A 19,776-nucleotide genomic window follows, 5' to 3' on the forward strand; every position below is an offset into this window, starting at 1 on the left:
CGCGACCGTCGACGGGGTCCCAGTGGGCCACGCGGCGGTGACCTGGCTGCCGGACGGGGCGCGGGCTGCGCTCGGGGCGGCGGCGGCCGGGCTGCGCAGTTATCTCCGCCGTGCGCGGTGGGGATCGACGTCGAGCCCGGTGCTGCGCTCCCGCTCGACCGACACCCTCGCCGGACTCGGCCCCGGCGGTGCCCCTCCCCCGGCAGCCTGCTGCCCCGTGGGACGTGCTCCCCTTCGCCGTGCCGCTCGTCGACCTGGCGCCGGTCGCCGCGCCGACGACCGGCGAGGTGCGGCTGCGGGTCCGTCCCCGGACCGCGGGACGACTGGTTCGAGCCCACGGCCCTCGACGCCCTCCTCGGCGGCGCCTACGAGGTGACCTCGGAGAGCGACCGGGTCGGCATGCGCCTGTCCGGGCCGCGGCTGGAGCGCGCCCGCGAGGGTGAGCTCAGCAGCGAGGGCATGGTGCCCGGAGCTCTCCAGGTGCCGCCGACCGGGCAGCCCACGCTCTTCCTCGCCGATCATCCGGTGACCGGTGGCTACCCCGTCATCGGGGTCGTCATCGCGGCGGACATCGGGCGGGCGGCCCAGGCCCAGCCCGGCCAGCGACTGCGTTTCGAGATCGAAGGGAGTGTCCGCCGTGGCTGACCTCGTCCCGGCCGCCTTGTCCCCCATGGAGGCTCGTGCGCGATTTCGCGACGGGCTGTCCGTCCCGACCTCCGGCTGGAGCGCGGGCTACACGCAGGCCAACCTCATCGCGGTGCCGCGCGAGCAGGCCTATGACGTGCTCCTCTTCGCTCAGCGCAACCCCAAGCCGTGCCCCGTCCTCGACGTCACGGAGCCGGGCGAGGTGGCCTGCTCGATCTTCGACGGCGACCTGCGCACGGATTTGCCCGGCTACCGGGTCTACGAGCACGGCGAGCTCGTCGCCGAGGTGACCGACGTCCGCGACGTGTGGCGCGACGACCTCGTCGCCTTCCTCGTCGGGTGCAGCTTCACCTTCGAGGCGGCGCTGCTCGAAGCCGGGGCACCCGTGCGCCACATCGAGGTCGGCAGCAACGTGCCGATGTACTCCACGAACCGGCAGTGCCGGTCGGCGGGCCAGATCGGCGGGCCGCTCGTCGTGTCGATGCGGCCGATGCCTGCGGACCAGGTCGCCACCGCGGTCCGCGTGACCTCGCGCTACCCCGCGGTGCACGGCGCGCCCGTCCACGTCGGCGATCCTGCCGCTCTCGGCATCCGCGACCTCGGGTCGCCGGACTTCGGCGACGCTGTGCCCGTGCGCGCCGGTGAGGTCCCGGTCTTCTGGGCCTGCGGCGTGACCCCGCAGGCGGCGATCATGCAGTCCCGCCCGCCCTTCGCCATCGGGCACGCGCCGGGGATGATGGCGATCACCGACGCGCGCGACTCCGACTACCTCGTGCCCTGACACACCCACCGGGGCTCCGGCGCGCTATGCCGTTGCTCCGTACGACGGGCCACGGTGGTCGGGGCTGCTGTCGATCCGCGCACTGCGCCGTTGCTCCGTACAACGAGCCCACGCGGGGTCGAAGCCGCCCCCAGCACGCACCCTTCGGCATTGCCCCGTACGACGCGCCGCTCGTCGTACGGAGCAACGGCGTAGCAGTCAGCACGGCCGCACACCCCGCCCCATCGGGCGGCGTCACTCGTCGAACCAGAAGCCCCGGCCGCCGAACCAGCCGCCGAAGTCGCCCCCTTCGTCTCCGCGGCCCGGCTGCCGTGAGCCGAGATAGGAGCCGACGACCGCAGCGCCGAGGTCGTCGAGGTCGGGCGCCACGACCCGGCCGTCCGCCCGCCGGGCGAGCGACTCGATGAAGCGGGCAAGACCCGGGTCCTCGCCGAGCCGGAAGAAGGTCGTCTGCGCCCCGAGCCGGCTCACCGCGTCGAGCTCGCGCACCGTCCGCGCGATCGTCAGGGGGTGCGGCGGGTAGTCGAAGAAGGTCTCCCCGTGCGGCTCGAGATGGGCGGTGGGCTCGCCATCAGTCACGACGAGCAGCACGGGCTGCGCGTTGGGGTGCTTGCGGAAGTGCCGGTGCGCCAGGAGCAGACCGTGGTGGAGGTTGGTCCCCTTGTCCCAGAAGGCGTCCAGCGCGGTGAGCTCCTCGATCTCCATGACGCGCGCGTGCCGACCGAAGGCGATCAGCTGGAGGTGGTCACCGCGGAAGCGGGTGCGGATCAGGGTGTGCAGCGCCAGCGCGGTCCGCTTCATCGGCACCCAGCGTCCGTCCATCGCCATCGAGAAGGAGGTGTCGACGAGCAGCGCGACGGCGGCCTGGGTGCGCGCCTCCGTCTCGGCCACCTCGATGTCTTCGGTCGTGATGAGCCGACCACCGTCGGCGCCGGCACCCGCCCGGCGCAGCACGCCGTTGAGCACCGTGCGCGGGATGTCCCACGGCTCGGTGTCGCCGAAGGCCCAGGGCCGGGTCGCGCCCGAGCGCTCCCCCGCCGCGCCCGCCTGTCGCAGGTCGCGCTGGCCCTGACGGCCGGACATGCGTTGCGCAATGTCACGCAGCAGGGCCTTGCCCAGCTGCCGCATCGCCTTGGGCGTCAGCCGCAGGTGTCCCTCGGAATCCCGGCGCAGCGCCCCGCTGCCACGCAGGGCCTGCTCGAGCTCGCGGAGCGCGCGGGCCTCGACAGCGGCGTCCTCACCGAGGAGCCGGGCGAGGGCGTCGAGGTCGATGTCGTCGAGTCGTGCTCCGCCGTAGGTCTGCGACACCTGCTCCGCCAGGGCATCGAGGCTCGCGATGTCCTGGAGCATCCCGGTCCCGTCGCCCAGGCCCAGCCCCTGGTCACCGCCGAAGCGCTCCGACCCGCTCCAGTCCTCTCCCGGACGCATGGCCTGCAGGTTGCCGTCGAGCCGCCCCAGCGCCTCCATCAGGTCGGGCGAGCCGAAGGCCTGCGCGGACAGCTCCATGAGCTCCTGGCGCTGCTCGGGCGTCATCGAGGCGAGCATCCGCTGGGCTGCGGCGGCTCGCTGGGCCAGCGCGTCGACGAGCTCGTCGATGTCCTGAGGCCCTTCGGGGAAGAAGTCCCCGTGCTGGGCCATGAAGTCGTCGAAGTCCTGCGGCGTGTCCTCGCCGCGCTGGTGCCTCTCGAGCAGGGAGTTGAGATCGCGCAGCATCTCCCCGACGGCAACGCGGTCCTCGTCCGTGGCCCCCTCCAGCGCCTGCTTCATGCCGGCGAAGCGCTGGTCGAGCACCTCGCGGCCGAGCAGGTCCTTGATCTGCTCGTAGTCGGTCCGCGCCTGCGAGGACTGCCAGGAGTAGTCCTGCAGCTCGCTCACCGCCGCCGCCGTGGACGAAGGGAGCCCGTCGAGCCTCATCTCGGCGAAGGCCCGGTCGGTGTCGTCCATCTGCACGTCCCGGGCCAGCTGCCCCCGCTCCTCGAGCACGGCCCGGTCGAGCAGCTCGCGCACCTGCTGGAGGGTGCCGTCGAGGTTGTGCCGCTGCAGCAGCTCCCGCCGCTGCTCGTGGATGCGTCGGGACAGCTCGTCGAGCCCGATCTGGTCGGACGTGCCCCGGCGCAGCAGCTCCTGCAGCGCCCGCTCCGGCGAGGACCCGCCCATGACCCGCTCGCCGATGTCGTCGAGTGCCTCGGCGATGTCGACGGGCGGGGCGAGTGGGTCACCCCCGGCGTAGCGACGGAATCGGCTGCGGCTACTGGCCATACACGGTCTCGCCCCCGGCAGAGTCCTTGCCCACCTTGCGCGCGAGGTAGAGCCCCTCGAGGGCGAGCTCGGCGGCCGCGGCCCGCTCGCCGTCGGTCGTGGCCCCGAGCCGGTCGAAGAGCTCCTCGTAGACCTGTGCCTCCCCCAGCGCCGGCAGCGCGTCGAGGACGTCGCGCGCCGTGACCTGCTCGCCGGTCGCGACCTCCGCGCCGTCCTCGATGGCGGCCACGAGCGGGCCGAGGTCGATGCCGCGCAGCAGGTGACGGACGGTGTCGGCCACGGCCGTGCGCAGCAGGTGGGTGAGCACCTCCTGCTCGCGCCCCTCCTCACCGCTCTCGAACTCGATCTTGCCGCCGAGCACGTCGACCGCGGTCTCGAGGTCGACGACGCGGGCGACGGCCTCCCCTTCGTCCTGACGTGCCGCGCGGTGCAGCGCCGACGCGGCGATGGTCTCGGCCCCCGCGATCGTGAAGCGGGCGCTGACGCCGCTGCGCTGGTCCACGGACGAGGAGGCCCGCAGGTTGCGGGTGAAGCGCGCGAGGATCTCGACGAGGTGGTCGGGCACCTCCGCCACCAGCTCCGCCTCCTGCCGGGTGACGGCGACCTCGGCCTCGAGCTCCTGCGGGTAGTGCGTGCGGATCTCGGCGCCGAAGCGGTCCTTGAGCGGCGTGATGATCCGCCCGCGGTTGGTGTAGTCCTCGGGGTTGGCGCTGGCGAGGACGAGCACGTCCAGCGGCAGGCGCAGCACATAGCCGCGAATCTGGATGTCGCGCTCCTCCATGACGTTGAGCATCGCGACCTGAATGCGCTCGGCGAGGTCGGGCAGCTCGTTGATCGTCACGATGCCGCGGTGGCTGCGCGGGATGAGCCCGAAGTGGATCGTCTCGGGGTCGCCGAGCGAGCGTCCCTCGGCCACCTTCATCGGGTCGACGTCGCCGATGAGGTCGGCGACGGAGGTGTCGGGAGTGGCGAGCTTTTCGACATAGCGCTCGTCGCGGTGCATCCAGCTGATGCGAAGGGAGTCACCCTCGGCCTCGGCCCGCCGGCGGGAGGCATGCGTGATCGGCTCGAAGGGGTGCTCCGCCAGTTCCGACCCCTCGATGACCGGCGTCCACTCGTCGAGCAGGCCGGCGATGGTGCGCAGCAGGCGGGTCTTGCCCTGACCGCGCTCGCCGAGCAGGACGATGTCGTGCCCGGCGAGCAGGGCCCGCTCGACCTGCGGGATCACCGTGTCCTCGTAGCCGTGCAGGCCCGGCCAGGGGTCCTCACCGGCACGCAGGCGGGCCAGGAGGTTGTCGCGGATCTCGACCCGCAGGGGCTTGGCCTCGTGGCCGGCGGCGCGCAGCTCGCCGACGGTCGAGATGGTGGGGCGGCAGTCGTGGTGCTCACCCTCCGCAGGCTAGACCCCTCTGCTGTGGGCGGATCCGCCGCAGGCGGATTCGTGCCGGTGGCAGCGCTGCGTCGCGCGACGGTGGAGCCATGAGCGAGACACCGACACCGACCTCCTTCTACGACCGCACCCGAAGAGAGCTGCTCCGGCAGCGCGTCCTCGTCCTCGACGGCGTCCTCGAGGATGACAACGGCACGCTGCTGATGACCCAGCTGATGTCGCTCGCCGCCGACGACCCGACGAGCGACATCGCCCTGTGGATCCACTCCCCCGGTGGTTCCGTCCCCGCGATGCTCGCCATCCGCGACATCATGCGCCTGGTGCCCAACGACGTGAGCACGCTGGCGCTCGGGATCGCCTGCAGCGCAGGCCAGTTCCTCCTCTCGGCCGGCACTGCGGGCAAGCGGCGGGCGCTCCCGCACTCGCGGATCCTGCTGCACCAGGGGTCGGCCGGCATCGGTGGCACGGCCGTCGACGTCGAGCTGCAGGCCGACGACCTGCGGCACACCCGCGACACCGTGCTCGACCTGATCGCCGGCGACACCGGGCAACCGCTCGAGCGGGTCCTCGAGGACTCCCTTCGTGACCGCTGGTACAGCGCGGCCGAGGCGCTCGACTACGGCTTCGTGGACGAGATCGTCGCGAGCTTCGACGACGTGGTCCCGGGCGGCCGCGCGCCCACGGGATTCCGCGGCGGACTCGTCGGGAGCAACCGATGAGCACCTACCCGATCCCCAACGTCATCGCCCAGCACCCGCGCGGCGAGCGGATCATGGACGTCTACTCGCACCTGCTCACCGAGCGGATCATCTACCTCGGCACCGCCATCAATGCCGGCGTCGCCAACGCGCTCATCGCGCAGCTGATCCACCTCGAGTCGGTCGACCCCGACCGCGACGTCCAGCTCTACGTCAACTGCGAAGGAAGCGACCCCAGCGCCATGCTCGCGATCCACGACACGATGCGCTACATCCGCCCGGACGTCGCGACCACCTGTGTGGGACAGGCGATCTCGGTCGGTGCAGTCCTGCTCGCGGCGGGCGCGCCGGGCAAGCGCGCAGCGCTCTCCCACGCCCGGGTGGTGCTGCACCAGCCGTCGACCCAGGGGCGCGGCCCGATCCCCGACTCCATCCTCGAGGCCGACGAGCTGGTGCGCGTGCGGTCCGACATCGAGGGCATCCTCGCCCGAGCCACCGGCCGCACGCCGGAGCAGCTGCGGCGCGACACCGACCGCACTCGGGTCCTCACCGCCGCGGCCGCCAAGGACTTCGGGATCGTCGACGAGGTGATGGACGTGCGGTGAGCGTCAGGCGGCCAGGGCCAGGGTGGACGCGCTCCCCCGCGCCCTGGCCGGCGCCTGCAGCGACGCCGCCACCGAGAGGGTGAGGTCGAGGAGGGTGACGTCGAGCGCGCCGGCGACCGCGGCGATCATCTCGCTCGACGGCTCCTTGAGCCCGCGCTCGATCTCCGAGAGGTACTGGGGGGAGATCCCCGCTCGGGTGGCCGTGTCGTCGAGGGTGTCGCGACGCTCGTGGCGTCGTCGCCGGAGCTGCTCGCCCAGGGCATCGCGCCACAGTGGCTCGGCTGCTCGTCGTCGTCGCTGGAGCAGCGCCCGCTCGAAGGGGGTCGCCTCGCGGTGGGTGGTCTGGGCTGACTCGGCCATGCCTCAGCGTAGGACTGGCCGGCGGCGCTGCGGTGAGAGTTCCGCTCCCGACAGAATCCGGGGGTCGAGTCGCGTCAGCGTGCCCGCGCTGTCGACCCGCGGAGCACGAGCTCGGGCTGGACGAGGAACTCCGCGCGGTGGGCCGTGCTGCCGCCGATCTCGTCGAGCAACGCGTCGACCGCTGCGGTCCCCATCGCCTCGACCGGCTTGCGCAGCGTCGTGAGTGCGGGATGGGAGAAGGCCGCCATCGGGCTGTCGTCGAAGCCGACGACGGAGACCTCCTCGGGCACCGAGAGCCCACGGGCACGGATGCCACGGACCGCGCCCAGCGCCATGATGTCGCTGCCGCACACGATCGCCGTGCACCCCCGGTCCAGGAGCGCACCGGCGGCCGCCTGCCCACCCGCCAGGGTGAAGAGCGAGTGCTCGACGTGGCCTGCGTCGAGGCCCCTGCGGCGCATCGCGTCGGCGAACCCGGCGACCTTGCGGGCGACGGGGACGAACCGTTCGGGCCCCAGCGCGAGACCCACTCGCTCGTGGCCCAGCTCGGCGAGGTGGCTCACGGCCATCTCCATGGCCGCGGCGTCGTCGGCCGAGACGAAGGGGGCCGAGATCCGCTCGCTGTACCCGTCGACGAGGACGAAGGGGATGCCCTGCGCCGCGATCTGTGCGTACCGCTCGTGGTCGGCCGTCATGTCGGCGTGCAGGCCGGAGACGAAGATGATCCCGTCGACGCCGCGCGCGATGAGCACCTCGACGAGGTCGTCCTCCGTCGACCCGCCCGGGGTCTGTGTGCCGAGCACCGGGATGTAGCGGTGTCTCGCGAGGGTCTGCTCGATGACCTGGGCGATCGCCGGGAAGATCGGGTTGCTCAGCTCCGGCATGATCAGCCCGACGAGACCGGCCTTCGTCTCCTTGGGCCGGCGGGGTCGCTCGTAGCCGAGCACGTCGAGCGCGGCCAGGACGGCCTGTCGCGTCGACGCGGAGGGGCCCGCCCGACCGTTGAGGACGCGCGAGACCGTCGCCTGGCTGACCCTGGCGTGGGCAGCGACGTCGGCGAGACGGGCTCCCGGGCGCGACTCGGTCATCTAGCCCAGCCACCACGCGGTCGTGTCAGCCGGCAGCACGGCCTCGTCGCCGTCGACCGCGAGCTCCGCCGATGCGAGCAGGAGGCCCCCGGGCAGCGGGAGGCGGACCTCCTCACTCGTGAGATTCGTCGTGACGACGACGGGCGCGCCGTCCTCGCCGCGCCGGACCAGGGCGAGGACGCCGTCGGGCGCGTCGAGCCACTCGACCTCGTCGCCGGCTCCGAGCGAGGGCTGCTCGCGGCGCACGTCAGGGCGGAGCGGTAGAGCTCGAGGGTCGGACCCCGGCGACCCCCGGTCTGGGCCTCGACGCTCAACTCGCGCCACGCGTCCGGCTGCGGCAGCCAGCTCGGGCCGCCCTCTCGTGGGCCGAAGCCGTAGGGCTGGCTCGTCCCGGACCACGGGATGGGCACGCGGCAGCCGTCCCGGAAGCCTTCCTGCCCGGCCGCCCGGTGGAAGGAGGGGTCGGCGCGGACCTCGTCGGGCAGGTCGGTGACGTCAGGCAGGCCGAGCTCCTCCCCCTGGTAGAGGTAGGCGGAGCCGGGCAGGCCGAGCATGAGGAGCGTCGCGGCCCGGGCGCGGCGCAGGCCGAGGACCGGGTCGCCGGGCGTCACCATCTGGGTCCCCGAGCCGGGTGGGTTGCCCAGACGGGTCGTGTGCCGGGTGACGTCGTGGTTGGACAGGACCCAGGTCGCCGGGGCGCCCACCCGCCGCATCGCCTCGAGCGTCGTGTCGACGACCTCGCGAAGGGCGCAGGCGTCCCAGTCCGTCGCGAGGTAGGTGAAGTTGAAGGCCTGGTGCATCTCGTCGGGGCGGACGTAGCACGCCGACCGCTCGATGGTCGGGGTCCACGCCTCGGCGACGAGGACTCGCTCACCGGGGTACTCCTCGAGGACACGCCGCCAGTCGCGGTAGATCTCGTGGACACCGTCCTGGTCGAAGAAGGGCATCGGTGCGTTGCCGAGCAGGCCGACCTGACCGGTCCGACCGATGTCCGGCAGGCCGGGTGCCTTGACGAGGCCGTGGGCGACGTCGACGCGGAATCCGTCGACCCCGAGGTCGAGCCAGAAGCGCAGGACGGAGCGGAACTCCTCGCGCACGACCGGGTTGTCCCAGTTGAGATCCGGCTGTTGTGGGGCGAAGAGGTGCAGGTACCACTCGCCGTCCTCGACGCGGGTCCACGCCGGCCCGCCGAAGATCGACTCCCAGTCGTTGGGCGGCAGCTCGCCGGCCTCGCCCCGCCCCTCGTGGAAGTGGAAGAGCGCGCGGCTGGCGGAGCCGGGCCCCTCGGCGAGGGCCCGCTGGAACCACTCGTGCTCCTCGGAGCAGTGGTTGGGGACGATGTCGAAGATGACCCGCAGCCCGAGCTCGTGGGCATCGCGCACGAGCCCATCCGCGTCGGCGGCGTCACCGAAGACCGGGTCGACCTTGCGGTAGTCGGAGACGTCGTAGCCGGCGTCGGCCTGGGGTGAGGCGTAGAAGGGCGAGATCCACACGGCGTCGACGCCGAGGTCCCGCAGGTAGGGCAGCCGTGCGCGGATGCCGGCCAGGTCACCGATGCCGTCACCGTCGCTGTCGGCGAAGCTGCGCGGGTACACCTGGTAGATGACGGCGCCGCGGTACCAGTCGGCCGCGTCCTCGTGGGCGAAGGGGGCGGCCGAGGCGGGCGCGGTGGGTGCGGTGGGTGCGGGGTGGGTCATCGGTCTCTCTCGGTCGGGGTGAGTGCCGACCGACGGTAACGCAGCCGCAAGTTGCCGTGCAATAGATCTGCAACTTGCTGCAAGCGCGTGTCGCGAGCCCTCAGGACCCCGCCCGCGCGAGGTAGCGGTCCACCCGCTCGGGTCGGAGCACCTCACTCAGGGCCAGCTGGGCGCAGCCGACGACTCCGGCCTCCTGCCCGTGCGTGCTCGGCAGGATCTCGAGGTCCCGCGTCGCGAGTGCCGTCGCCTCCGCGTAGAGGGTCTCGCGCAGTCCCGCGACGAAGAAGTCGTAGCCCGCAGCCATGTCGCCACCGACGACGACCGCCCCGGGGTTGAGCAGGTTGACGACCCCGGACAGCACCTCGCCGACCCGCCGTCCGCTCTCGCGCAGCTGCCGACGCGCGGCGGCGTCGCCCTCGATGGCCCTGGCGACGAGCTCGCGCACGTGGGCCACCGGGACGGTCCGCGGCCACCGTGTCCTGGACGAGCGCCCAGCCGCCCGCGACGGCTTCCGAGGCAGCCCGTGCCACCGCACCGGCAGGTGCGTCCCGCCGCCGCCGGGGTGCGGGTGTGCCCGATCTCCCCGGCCGCGCCGAGAGCGCCCCGCAGGAGGCGCCCTCCGCCGAAGATGCCGACACTGATCCCGGTCGAGGCCTTGAGGGCGACGAAGTCGTCGAAGCGCCGACGGTGGCCGTCGGCCTCCGAGAGGGCGAGGACGGTCGCGTCGTTTTCGACGCGTACCGGGGCCTCCCCGTAGGCGTCGAAGAAGGGGGCGAGCGGCACGCCGTCCCACCCGGGCATGATCGGCGAGGACAGGCTCATGCCGCGCTCGGTGTCGACGGTGCCGGGCAGGCTGACCCCGATGCCCCGGACTCGTTCCGGCGGCACGTCGATCGACTCGAGGAGCTCCTCGAGTGCCCCGAGGATCCGCGGCATCATCTCCTCCGGCGATGCCCCGTCGGCGTGGTCGAAGGCCGTGGCGGCGAGGACCTCGCCGTCGAGGGCACACACCGCGGCCTGGGTCCGGCTCCGTCCGAGCGGGACGGCGAGGACGACCCCGAAGTCCGAGTTGAAGGTCAGGCGCGCCGGCGGGCGGCCACCTCCCGAGGGTTCGACGACTGTCTCGACGAGCAGCCCGGCCCTGAGGAGCGCGGACAGCCGAGCGGTCACGGCGGTGCGGGAGAGCCCGGTGACCCGACCGACATCGCCTCGGGTCGTCGCTCGCCCTTCGCGGATGAGTGCGAGGACCTCCCCGGCAGTGGCGGGCGCGGAGGGGGCGGGCACCGCGTCATTCAACCACGCAGGACTTTAGTTCTTTCGAATACTGACTTTTGTATTGCCAGCGTTCATAAGTTTCCCTAGGCTCACCGCCCATGAACGTGACCGCGCCTCTCGAGGCCACCGACTTCGTCATCTTCGGAGGCACGGGCGACCTCGCCCTCCGCAAGCTGCTCCCCGCGCTGCTGCTCCGACTGCGCGACGGCCAGCTGCCCACGCGGACGCGCGTCGTCGCCGTCTCGCGCGCCGGTCTCGACGACGCCGGCTACCGCGACAAGGTGCGCGGCGCGCTCCCGGAGTTCGTCCCCGGCGTCACGTCGGGCGAGATCGACGACTTCGCGCGCGGCTCGAGCACGTGTGCCTCGACGTCGACGAGCCGGACGACTGGCACGCACTCGGGGATCGCCTCCGCGAGCGGGCGAACCCGGTCCGGGTCTTCTACCTCGCCGTCGGCCGGCCCTCTTCGGGACGATCTGCCACCGCCTCGACGAGATCGGGCTCGTCCAGCCGAGCAGCCGTGTCGTCCTCGAGAAGCCGCTCGGGCACGACCTCGCCTCTGCCCGGGAGATCAACGACTCCGTCGGCGAGGTCTTCGCCGAGTCGCAGATCTTCCGGATCGACCACTACCTCGGCAAGGAGAGCGTGCAGAACCTCCTCGTGACGCGCTTCGCCAACTCGGTCTTCGAGCCGCTGTGGCACGCCACGGCCATCGACCACGTGCAGATCACGGTCGCCGAGTCGGTCGGTGTCGGGAGCCGCGGCGGCTACTACGACAGTGCAGGCGCGATGCGCGACATGCTGCAGAACCACCTGCTCCAGCTCCTCTGCCTCGTCGCGATGGAACCCCCGACCCAGGTCGCCGGTGAGTCGGTGCGCGACGAGAAGCTCAAGGTCCTGCAGGCCCTCACGCCGCTCGAGGACCTCGACGGCGCGTGCGTCCTCGGGCAGTACACGGCCGGTCTCGTCGACGGCGCGGCCGCCCCCTCCTACGTCGAGGAGGTCGAGGCGCCGAGCCGGACGGAGACCTTCGTCGCGCTCCGGGCGGAGGTCCGCAACTGGCGCTGGGCGGGCGTCCCCTTCTACCTGCGCACCGGCAAGCGGATGCGCGAGCGCTGCTCCGAGATCGTCGTCGCCTTCAAGCCGACCCCGCACCCGATGTTCCCCGGCAGCGAAGGGACGCAGGAGCCGAACAGGCTCGTCATGCGCCTCCAGCCCGACGAGAGCGTCAGGCTCCACCTCGTCGCCAAGGAGCCCGGACCCGGCGGGATCCGAGTCCGCCCCGTCTCGCTCGACCTCAACTTCTCCCAGGCCTTCGGCGCACCCTCCCCCGACGCCTACGAGCGACTCCTCATGGACGTCGTGCGCGGCAACACGACGCTCTTCATGCGCCGCGACGAGATCGAGGCGGCCTGGCGCTGGGTCGAGCCGATCATCCGTGGGGTCGGTGCCCGCCGACCCCGCCCCTACGCGGCCGGCACCGACGGCCCCGCCGCGGCCGACCTGCTGATCGAGCGTGACGGACGCTCCTGGAACGAGGACGTGACCCGATGAACCCCACCCTCCACCCCGTCATCGACGACGTGACCACCCGACTCCGCGAGCGGAGCGCGACGACCCGCCGGGCCTACCTGTCACGGGTGCGTGCCGCCGCCGACCGCGGACCCGCCCGCGGCCGGCTCGGCTGCGCCAACCTGGCCCACGGCTTCGCCGGAGCACCTCGGGAGGCGAAGGCGGACCTGCGCGGCCTGGTCAAGCCCAACATCGCGATCGTCACGGCCTACAACGACATGCTCTCCGCGCACGCCCCCTTCGCCGGCTACCCCGAGACGCTCAAGAAGGCGGTGCTCGGGGCGGGCGGCATCGCGCAGGTCGCCGGCGGCGTGCCCGCGATGTGCGACGGGATCACCCAGGGACGCGACGGCATGCAGCTCTCGCTCTTCAGCCGTGACGTCATCGCGATGTCGACCGCTGTGGCGCTCTCGCACGACATGTTCGACGGCACGCTCCTGCTCGGCGTGTGCGACAAGATCGTGCCGGGCATGCTCATCGGTGCGCTGTCCTTCGGCCACCTGCCGACCCTCTTCGTGCCCGCGGGTCCGATGACCTCGGGACTGCCGAACGGTGAGAAGGCGCGGGTGCGGCAGGAGTACGCCGAGGGCAAGGTCGACCGGCGCGCCCTCCTCGACGCGGAGGCCAGCTCGTACCACTCCGAGGGCACGTGCACCTTCTTCGGCACGGCGAACAGCAACCAGCTCCTCATGGAGGTCATGGGCCTGCACCTGCCGGGAGCCACCTTCGTCAACCCCGGCACGCCACTGCGGGAGGCGCTGACCGTCGAGGCCGGGCGCCGGGTCACCGAGCTCGCGCTCGCCGGGCAGGCGCCGCTCGGGGAGGTCGTCGACGAGCGGGCGGTCGTCAACGCGTGCGTCGCGCTCCTCGCAACGGGCGGCTCGACGAACCACACTCTCCATCTCGTGGCCATCGCGCGGGCCGCCGGCATCATCCTCTCTTGGGACGACCTCGCCGACCTGTCGACGGTCGTGCCCCTCCTCGCCCGCATCTACCCCAACGGTTCCGCGGACGTGAACCACTACGCGGCGGCGGGCGGGCTCGCCGTCACCGTGCGCACCCTCCTCGAGCACGGACTGCTCCACGAGGACGTCCTCACCGCGGATGGCCGGGGCCTGCGGCGGTACACCCGTGAGACGCGGCTGCGCGACGGCGAGGTGGTGCGTGAGGAGGGACCGGCAGAGAGCCTCGACGAGTCCGTGCTGCGGACGGTGGACGCCCCCTTCGCCACGGACGGCGGTCTGCGGGTCATCGAGGGCAACCTCGGTCGCGGCGTCGTCAAGGTCTCCGCGGTCGCGCCGGAGCACCGGAGCGTCACCGCACCGGCGCGGTGCTTCGACGACCAGCACGACCTGCTGCGCGCCTTCGAGGAGGGCAGCCTCGACGGCGACCTCGTCGCCGTGGTCCGGCACCAGGGTCCGGCGGCCAACGGGATGCCGGAGCTGCACAAGCTCACGCCCGCGCTCGGGGTCCTCCAGGACCGAGGCCACCGGGTCGCGATCGTCACCGACGGCCGGATGTCCGGCGCCTCGGGCAAGATCCTCGCGGCCATCCACGTCACGCCCGAGGCCAGCCTCGACGGCCCGCTCTGCCGCGTGGTGGACGGCGATCTCGTCACCGTCGACGCGGATGCCGGGACCTTCTTCGTCCACGACGACATCAGTGCGCGGGAGGCGCACCTCGTCTCCCACGACTTCACGGGCACCGGCCGTGAGCTCTTCGACAACATGCGCGCGCGGCCGGCCCGGCCGACGAGGGCGCGTCCTTCTTCTTCTCAGGTGGTCACGCATGAGCCTTCTCGACATCTCCCCCGTCATCCCCGTCGTCATCCTCGAGGACGCCAGCCGGGCGGTCCCGCTCGCACGGGCCCTCGTCGCGGGCGGCATCGACATCATCGAGCTCACCCTGCGCACCTCGTCCGCGCTCGAGTCCATCGAGCGGATCGCCGAGGAGGTGCCCGAGATCACCGTCGGGGCGGGCACGGTCGTCGACCCGGCGCAGGCGGGGCAGGCTGCAGCGAAGGGGGCGAGCTTCCTCGTCTCCCCGGGCGCCACGGACCCCCTCCTCGACGCCATGACGGAGACCGGGCTGCCCTTCCTCGCCGGCACCGCGACCGTGAGCGAGATGCTCGCCCTGCGCGAGCGCGGCATCCGCGAGGCGAAGGTCTTCCCCGCGCGGGCCTCGGGTGGTGCTCCCTTCCTCCAGGCGGTGCACAGCCCGGTGCCCGACATGCGCTTCTGCCCCACGGGTGGGATCGGCCCGGCCGACGCCGCCGACTACCTCGCGCTCCCCAACGTCGGCTGCGTCGGCGGCTCGTGGATCACCCCCGCGGCCGTGGTCGAGGTCGCTGACTGGGGCGAGATCACCCGCCTCGCGAGCGAGGCGCTCGCGGTGGCCGGGACCATCCGTGCCTGAGCACGTCGTCGGGGTCGACGTCGGCGGGACGACGATCAAGTCCGCCCTCGTCGACGCCGGCAGCGGCATCCTCATGGGACAGCGATTCGTCGCCGACACCCCCCGGCCGGCCACGCCGGCGGCGATCTCCGAGTGTGTGGCGGAGATCGTGCGGGCGTTGGCACCGACCGACGCCACCCCCGTCGGCATCGCCCTCCCGGCCGTCGTCCGGCGCGGGGTGGTCGAGACGGCCGCGAACATCGACCCGTCGTGGATCGGGTACCCCGTCGAGGACTCGCTCCACACGGCACTGGCGCGCCCCGTCACGGCCGTCAACGACGCCGATGCCGCCGGCATTGCCGAAACCAGGCGGGGCGCCGCGGCGGCAGGCTCCGGTGTCGTCGTCGTGACGACCCTCGGCACCGGCATCGGCAGCGCCCTCCTCGTCGACGGCACCCTCGTGCCGAACACCGAGCTGGGTCACCTGCCCATGTCGGGCCGCCCCGCCGAGCACCTCGCCTCGACCGCGGCTCGGGAGCGGGAAGGGCTCTCGTACGTGAAGTGGGCGGAGCGGCTCACCGCCTACTACGGGCTCCTCGAGAGCCTCCTCACCCCCGACCTCATCGTCGTCGGCGGGGCGGTGAGCGCATCGGCCGACCGGTTCCTCCCGCACGTGCGCACCCGCGCCCCGATCGTCCCGGCAGCGCTCGGCAACGACGCGGGGGTCATCGGCGCCGCTCTGGCAGGCCGACGGGTCGCCGACCAACCCGTGGTGATGCCCGCGGCCGGATGACGATGGGGTCCTCAGTCGGGCCGGGCTCGTCGGTGACCTTCACGGCTTCATCCTGATGCCGGGAACGGTCCGATCGACGGTGTAGGCGTGTGCTGCGGTGATGTGCCGCTCCTGACGATCGATGACAGCGGCCACCTCCGTGGACTTGAGGATGTCGTCGAACTGCTGGCGGGAGTCGGCTCCGATGACCAAAGCCGCGTGGTGGCGGCGGTGCGCAGGGCCCGCGTGGTTCACGCCGGGGGTGCTCCACATGGCTGCGATGTAGCGCATGAAGGTGTACGTGCGCAGATCCTGGGCGCCGGCCCCGTGCAACGCTCGTCCCAGCTCGTCGTGGATGAAGGTGCGGAAATCACGGGACCGGGTGCCCTTGCGCTGCCGGATCATGACGACGGTCCGATGCCCGACGCTGTCGTCGAGTCGTTCGGTCCACCACCGCCCTCGAGACTGGCCGGTCTGGTAGCCGATGACGGTCTCGAAGGGGTTCTGCTCGTCGAAGTAGACAGCCTTGGAGTGCGGGATGTTGCGGACGGCTCCGACGACACCCGCGAAGCGGAGCTCGGCGATCCCGTCGTAGTCCTCAGGACTGATGGTGCCGACCATCCCGGTCGCCGGCCGCACGGTCGGCGAGCAGTTCTCCGGTGGTCGTCGCCGAGGTGTCGACCCGAACGGCGCCCTCGGTGGTCTGGACCCACCAGGCGTCGGCGGTTCGAAGGATCGAGATGCTCATGAGGTTGCCACTTTCATCAGGCCCCGGAGCCGGGACAGGTCGAATTCGTTGTCTTCTCGCAGGGCGACGGCCATCGCACGTAGTTCGCGCACCGACTCGCGGCCGGGCGCGATGCCCCGTGTAAACAACACCGCCCACCCCCGCCCCCTTCGCACGCCCCCCCGCCCCCTGCCTCGGCGATGCGATGCAGGCTGCCTTCCTCGGCGCCCTGCACGGCCTCACCGCCGTCGGTCCCCGTGCGCGAAGCCGCCGAGCAACTCGGCGTGACGACCGACGAGGTCCGGGCCATGGTGGGGCAAGGCATCCTCTCGGCGACTCCCTCCGGTGCTGGCATCACCGTCCCCTCGCTCAACAGGGCCGCAGGACGGCACCAACAGGGCAGCGGGCGCCGCCCGTCGCCGAGCGCTAAGGGTGGGAGCGCCACGACGCGGAAGCGACGCGCGGTGAGCGTCGGGGAGGCTGCCGCCGCCGATCGGCGCCGCCTTTCGATCTTCGATCTATTGGACCGTGAGGACGCCGAGGACGCCCGTAAGATCGAGCGGATGGAAGCGCGCGCGGCGGACCGACGCGTGCGGGGGTACCCGCAGCCCGCGACGGCATGACCGGCCGGCCGGTGAGCGGGGGTCTGCCGACATTGGGCCGCCGTCGCTAGAGCCTGCCTCGGCGCACCGCGCCCCTGTCGGTCTCCCCGGCCGCGTTCTGGCGTGGGGTCGGACCTCGGCCCCTCCGCGCGCGCTCTAGCCCTCTCCGAGCCCGAACTCCTCCGCCGGGCCCCATGACCCGTCACTGAAGAGCGCGACCGCGCGCCCGTCCTCACTGGCCACGACGACGAAGGTCGCCCCGGCCTCTCCCCCTTCGATCTCATCCATGCGGCGACGGTAGGCCCGCGCCTGACCCTCCGCAACAAATCTCACGCGAGGCGCCTTGCGCATTGCTGTCTGACGCTTCCCGACCACGCCGCGTTTCCCCGTTGCTGTCACGGTTGCTGTCAGACACGCTCTCGCTCCTCGCCCCGGACACGACGAAGGCCCGGAATCCGTTGAGATTCCGGGCCTTTTACCCGTCGGGCTGACAGGATTTGAACCTGCGACCCCTTGACCCCCAGTCAAGTGCGCTACCAAGCTGCGCCACAGCCCGTGGCTTGCTCCCTGAGGAGCGAACGTCACCTTATCCCACGTCCCCGGCTGTCACCGAATCGGGGTCTGCGGGAGTCGGATCAGCGCCGACGACGCTTCTCGCGCACCCGCACGGAGATCTCGATGGGCGTGCCCTCGAAGCCGAACTCCTCGCGCAGACGGCGCTCGAGGAAGCGTCGGTAGCCGGCCTCGATGAAGCCCGAGGCGAAGATGACGAAGCGCGGCGGACGGGTCGAGGCCTGGGTCGCGAAGAGGATCCGCGGCTGCTTGCCCGAGCGCACCGGGTGCGGGTGCGCCGAGGCGATCTCGCCGAGCACGGCATTGAGCCGCGAGGTCGGCACACGGGTGTCCCACGAGTCGAGAGCCGTGTCGAGAGCCGGCGTCAGCCGGTCGACGTGGCGACCGGTGAGCGCCGACATGTTGACTCGCGGCGCCCACTGCGTCTGCACGAGCTCGCGCTCGATCTCCCGCTCGAGGTAGAAGCGCCGCTCCTCGTCGAGCATGTCCCACTTGTTGTAGGCGATGACGAGCGCGCGCCCGGCCTCGACGACCTGGCTGATGATCCGCAGGTCCTGCTCGGTGATCGACTCGTGCGTGTCGATGAGCACGACGGCGACCTCTGCCTTCTCGAGCGCCGCCTGGGTGCGCAGCGAGGCGTAGAAGTCGGCGCCCTTGGTCTGGTGCACCCGCCGCCGGATGCCGGCGGTGTCGACGAAGCGCCACGGGCGCCCGCCGAGCTCGATGATCTCGTCGACCGGGTCACGCGTGGTGCCGGCGAAGTCGTCGACGACGACCCGCTCCTCCCCCGCGAGCTTGTTGAGCAGGCTCGACTTGCCGACATTGGGCCGGCCGATGAGGGCCACGCGACGCGGGCCCCCTTCGGGCAGTGTCTTGGCCGATGCGGAGACCTCGGGCATGACGTCGAGGACGGCGTCGAGGGCGTCGCCGCTCCCCCGCCCGTGGAGGGCGGAGACGGGCAGCGGCTCGCCGAGGCCGAGGTTCCACAGCGCGGCCGCGTCGGCCTCGAAGCGCTGGTCGTCGACCTTGTTGGCGACGAGCACGACCGGCTTGCCGGACTTGCGCAGCAGTCGCACGACCGCCTCGTCGTCGTCGGTGGCACCGACGATGGCGTCGACGACGAAGACGACGACGTCGGCCATCTCGATGGCGACCTCGGCCTGCTCGGCGACGCGCAGGTGAATGCCCTCGGCGCCGATCTCCCAGCCACCGGTGTCGAGGAGGGTGAAGCGGCGGCCCGCCCACTCCGCGTCGTAGGCGACGCGATCACGGGTGACGCCGGGGGTGTCCTCGACGACCGCCTCGCGGCGCCGCAGCACGCGGTTGACGAAGGTCGACTTGCCGACATTGGGCCGGCCGACGATGGCGACGACGGGCAGCGGCCCGGCGGCGTGCTCCTCCTCGTCCGGCTGGAAGCCGTCGATGATCGCGCGGTCCTCGGCCGTCAGCTCGAAGTCCTCGAGCCCGGCACGCAGCACCCGCTCGACGCCCTCGGCGCTCTCGTCGTCCCCGTGGGGTGCGGTGGGTTCGGTGGTGTCCACGATGCTCCTGGTCAGTCGGTGGTGACGGCCATTGTCGCAGCCGTGGGCGGTCGGGGCCGCCGTTGTCGAAGGGGGTGTCAGCTCGCTCGCGCAGCAGCGACGACGTCCATCACCGCGGCCACCGAGCCCTCGAAGTCGAGATCGGAGGTGTCGACGACGGTCACACCCTCCGCGGCCTCGGTGAACTGCGAGACGGTCGAGTCGTCACGGTCGCGGCGCACGACCTGGTCGCGGGTCGCGGCGATGGCGGCCTCGTCGGTGGCGCCGTGCACCTCGAGCGAGCGGCGCCGCAGCCGGGCCTGCTCGCTCGCGGTGAGCAGGATGCGCACCTGGGCGTCGGGCGCGATGACGGTCGTGACGTCGCGTCCCTCGGCGACGCACGCACCGTGGCGCGCGGAGATGTCGTCGATGAGCGCGCGCTGACGTCGCTGCATCTCGACGCGCACCTCGGGCACGGTCGCGACGGTCGAGACGAGCGAGCTGATCTCGCTGGTGCGGATCGCCGCGGCGACGTCAGCGCCGTCGACGCGACCGTCGGCGTCTGCGGGTCGTCGCCGATCTCGAGCGGCAGGCTCAGCGCGGCCGCGATGATCGCATCGGCGTCACCGAGGTCGACCTCGGTGTGCCGGCACCACCAGGTCAGGGCGCGGTACATCGCGCCGGTGTCGAGGTAGCCGGCACCGAGCCGGGTGGCGACGGCGCGCGAGACGCTGGACTTGCCGGATCCCGAGGGTCCGTCGATGCCGATGACGAAGGGGGCGGGCTGGCTGGTCACGAGGGGTCAGCCTAGTCGCCGC

General features: G+C 72.2%; 17 protein-coding genes, 1 tRNA gene and 6 pseudogenes. 11 read left to right on the forward strand and 13 right to left on the reverse strand.

Annotated elements, in window-relative coordinates:
- Positions 1–37 precede the first annotated feature (37 nt).
- The 3 genes and pseudogenes from AC2W7J_RS01110 to AC2W7J_RS01120 all read left to right on the forward strand — a co-directional run.
- Positions 38–130, forward strand: a pseudogene (locus AC2W7J_RS01110) (hypothetical protein); the annotation flags it as partial.
- Positions 118–645, forward strand: a complete 528-nt coding sequence (locus AC2W7J_RS01115; RefSeq protein ID WP_485981052.1) for a 5-oxoprolinase subunit C family protein — start codon at positions 118–120, stop codon at positions 643–645. The pseudogene AC2W7J_RS01110 and the gene AC2W7J_RS01115, both read left to right, overlap by 13 nt.
- Positions 638–1,426, forward strand: coding sequence for a putative hydro-lyase (locus AC2W7J_RS01120; protein WP_485981054.1), 789 nt, complete (start codon positions 638–640; stop codon positions 1,424–1,426). The genes AC2W7J_RS01115 and AC2W7J_RS01120 overlap by 8 nt, the downstream gene beginning before the upstream one ends.
- Before the next feature lie 234 nt (positions 1,427–1,660).
- On the opposite strand, the gene AC2W7J_RS01125 is transcribed toward AC2W7J_RS01120, so the two are convergent.
- Positions 1,661–3,685, reverse strand: coding sequence for a vWA domain-containing protein (locus AC2W7J_RS01125; RefSeq protein ID WP_485981056.1), 2,025 nt, complete (start codon positions 3,683–3,685; stop codon positions 1,661–1,663).
- The gene (locus AC2W7J_RS01130) at positions 3,675–5,048 is read right to left on the reverse strand and encodes a MoxR family ATPase (RefSeq protein ID WP_485981080.1); all 1,374 of its coding nucleotides are present in this window, start codon (positions 5,046–5,048) and stop codon (positions 3,675–3,677) included. The genes AC2W7J_RS01125 and AC2W7J_RS01130 overlap by 11 nt, the downstream gene beginning before the upstream one ends.
- A gap of 116 nt (positions 5,049–5,164) precedes the next feature.
- Here AC2W7J_RS01130 and AC2W7J_RS01135 point away from each other — a divergent pair, with 116 nt between their 5' ends.
- Both AC2W7J_RS01135 and AC2W7J_RS01140 read left to right on the forward strand, forming a co-directional pair.
- Positions 5,165–5,794, forward strand: a complete 630-nt coding sequence (locus AC2W7J_RS01135; RefSeq protein ID WP_485981058.1) for a ClpP family protease — start codon at positions 5,165–5,167, stop codon at positions 5,792–5,794.
- Positions 5,791–6,378, forward strand: a complete 588-nt coding sequence (locus tag AC2W7J_RS01140) for a ClpP family protease (RefSeq protein ID WP_485981060.1) — start codon at positions 5,791–5,793, stop codon at positions 6,376–6,378. Before AC2W7J_RS01135 ends, AC2W7J_RS01140 begins: the two co-directional genes overlap by 4 nt.
- 3 nt (positions 6,379–6,381) lie before the next feature.
- On the opposite strand, the gene AC2W7J_RS01145 is transcribed toward AC2W7J_RS01140, so the two are convergent.
- From AC2W7J_RS01145 to AC2W7J_RS01165, 5 genes and pseudogenes are all read right to left on the reverse strand, one after another.
- Positions 6,382–6,738 (reverse strand): helix-turn-helix domain-containing protein, encoded by a 357-nt coding sequence (locus tag AC2W7J_RS01145; RefSeq protein WP_255186233.1) that lies wholly within the window; start codon positions 6,736–6,738, stop codon positions 6,382–6,384.
- A 74-nt stretch (positions 6,739–6,812) separates the two neighbouring features.
- On the reverse strand, positions 6,813–7,826 hold the full coding sequence (locus tag AC2W7J_RS01150; RefSeq protein WP_084451860.1) for a LacI family DNA-binding transcriptional regulator: 1,014 nt from the start codon (positions 7,824–7,826) through the stop codon (positions 6,813–6,815).
- Positions 7,827–9,523: pseudogene (locus AC2W7J_RS01155) on the reverse strand (glycoside hydrolase family 13 protein).
- 100 nt (positions 9,524–9,623) lie between these two features.
- Positions 9,624–10,058, reverse strand: a complete 435-nt coding sequence (locus AC2W7J_RS01160) for an ROK family protein (protein ID WP_485981062.1) — start codon at positions 10,056–10,058, stop codon at positions 9,624–9,626.
- A gap of 38 nt (positions 10,059–10,096) precedes the next feature.
- A pseudogene (locus AC2W7J_RS01165) lies at positions 10,097–10,807 on the reverse strand (ROK family protein); the annotation flags it as partial.
- Positions 10,808–10,896: 89 nt separating this feature from the next.
- Here AC2W7J_RS01165 and AC2W7J_RS01170 point away from each other — a divergent pair.
- The 5 genes and pseudogenes from AC2W7J_RS01170 to ppgK form a co-directional block, all read left to right on the forward strand.
- Positions 10,897–11,106 (forward strand): annotated as a pseudogene (locus AC2W7J_RS01170) (hypothetical protein); the annotation flags it as partial.
- Positions 11,107–11,158: 52 nt separating this feature from the next.
- Complete coding sequence (gene zwf, locus AC2W7J_RS01175; RefSeq protein WP_485981064.1) at positions 11,159–12,352, forward strand: glucose-6-phosphate dehydrogenase; 1,194 nt, start codon at positions 11,159–11,161, stop codon at positions 12,350–12,352.
- Positions 12,349–14,046, forward strand: a pseudogene (gene edd, locus AC2W7J_RS01180) (phosphogluconate dehydratase); the annotation flags it as partial. The gene zwf and the pseudogene edd, both read left to right, overlap by 4 nt.
- A 112-nt stretch (positions 14,047–14,158) precedes the next feature.
- Complete coding sequence (eda, locus tag AC2W7J_RS01185; protein WP_068312821.1) at positions 14,159–14,785, forward strand: bifunctional 4-hydroxy-2-oxoglutarate aldolase/2-dehydro-3-deoxy-phosphogluconate aldolase; 627 nt, start codon at positions 14,159–14,161, stop codon at positions 14,783–14,785.
- Positions 14,778–15,557, forward strand: coding sequence for a polyphosphate--glucose phosphotransferase (ppgK, locus tag AC2W7J_RS01190; RefSeq protein ID WP_185222156.1), 780 nt, complete (start codon positions 14,778–14,780; stop codon positions 15,555–15,557). Before eda ends, ppgK begins: the two co-directional genes overlap by 8 nt.
- Positions 15,558–15,596: 39 nt before the next feature.
- Here ppgK and AC2W7J_RS01195 read toward each other — a convergent pair whose 3' ends face one another.
- Positions 15,597–16,157, reverse strand: coding sequence for a hypothetical protein (locus AC2W7J_RS01195; RefSeq protein ID WP_485981066.1), 561 nt, complete (start codon positions 16,155–16,157; stop codon positions 15,597–15,599).
- Positions 16,135–16,284 (reverse strand): hypothetical protein, encoded by a 150-nt coding sequence (locus tag AC2W7J_RS01200; protein WP_255186225.1) that lies wholly within the window; start codon positions 16,282–16,284, stop codon positions 16,135–16,137. The genes AC2W7J_RS01195 and AC2W7J_RS01200 overlap by 23 nt, the downstream gene beginning before the upstream one ends.
- Before the next feature lie 236 nt (positions 16,285–16,520).
- Between AC2W7J_RS01200 and AC2W7J_RS01205 the strand changes: the two genes are divergently transcribed.
- Positions 16,521–16,886 (forward strand): hypothetical protein, encoded by a 366-nt coding sequence (locus tag AC2W7J_RS01205; protein WP_485981068.1) that lies wholly within the window; start codon positions 16,521–16,523, stop codon positions 16,884–16,886.
- A 135-nt stretch (positions 16,887–17,021) separates the two neighbouring features.
- Here the strand turns inward: AC2W7J_RS01205 and AC2W7J_RS01210 are convergent, their stop codons facing one another.
- The 4 genes and pseudogenes from AC2W7J_RS01210 to cmk form a co-directional block, all read right to left on the reverse strand.
- Entirely contained in the window at positions 17,022–17,153 is a 132-nt protein-coding gene (locus AC2W7J_RS01210; RefSeq protein ID WP_255186223.1) for a hypothetical protein, read from the reverse strand.
- A 194-nt stretch (positions 17,154–17,347) separates the two neighbouring features.
- Positions 17,348–17,421, reverse strand: a tRNA-Pro gene (locus AC2W7J_RS01215).
- Positions 17,422–17,500: 79 nt separating this feature from the next.
- A complete protein-coding gene (der, locus tag AC2W7J_RS01220) occupies positions 17,501–18,982 on the reverse strand; it encodes a ribosome biogenesis GTPase Der (protein ID WP_427802558.1) in 1,482 nt (493 codons plus the stop codon).
- Between the two features lie 74 nt (positions 18,983–19,056).
- Positions 19,057–19,754 (reverse strand): annotated as a pseudogene (cmk, locus tag AC2W7J_RS01225) ((d)CMP kinase).
- Positions 19,755–19,776 lie beyond the last annotated feature (22 nt).

The sequence above is a fragment of the Janibacter sp. CFPM2_SD2 genome (assembly GCF_057364645.1).

Coding starts and splice junctions, on each gene's coding strand:
- AC2W7J_RS01135 (WP_485981058.1), top strand. CDS start 5,165: ATGAGCGAGACACCGACACCGACCTCCTTCTACGACCGCACCCGAAGA.
- AC2W7J_RS01150 (WP_084451860.1), bottom strand. CDS start 7,826: ATGACCGAGTCGCGCCCGGGAGCCCGTCTCGCCGACGTCGCTGCCCAC.
- AC2W7J_RS01210 (WP_255186223.1), bottom strand. CDS start 17,153: ATGGATGAGATCGAAGGGGGAGAGGCCGGGGCGACCTTCGTCGTCGTG.
- AC2W7J_RS01195 (WP_485981066.1), bottom strand. CDS start 16,157: ATGGTCGGCACCATCAGTCCTGAGGACTACGACGGGATCGCCGAGCTC.
- AC2W7J_RS01145 (WP_255186233.1), bottom strand. CDS start 6,738: ATGGCCGAGTCAGCCCAGACCACCCACCGCGAGGCGACCCCCTTCGAG.
- AC2W7J_RS01200 (WP_255186225.1), bottom strand. CDS start 16,284: ATGAGCATCTCGATCCTTCGAACCGCCGACGCCTGGTGGGTCCAGACC.
- AC2W7J_RS01125 (WP_485981056.1), bottom strand. CDS start 3,685: ATGGCCAGTAGCCGCAGCCGATTCCGTCGCTACGCCGGGGGTGACCCA.
- AC2W7J_RS01140 (WP_485981060.1), top strand. CDS start 5,791: ATGAGCACCTACCCGATCCCCAACGTCATCGCCCAGCACCCGCGCGGC.
- eda (WP_068312821.1), top strand. CDS start 14,159: ATGAGCCTTCTCGACATCTCCCCCGTCATCCCCGTCGTCATCCTCGAG.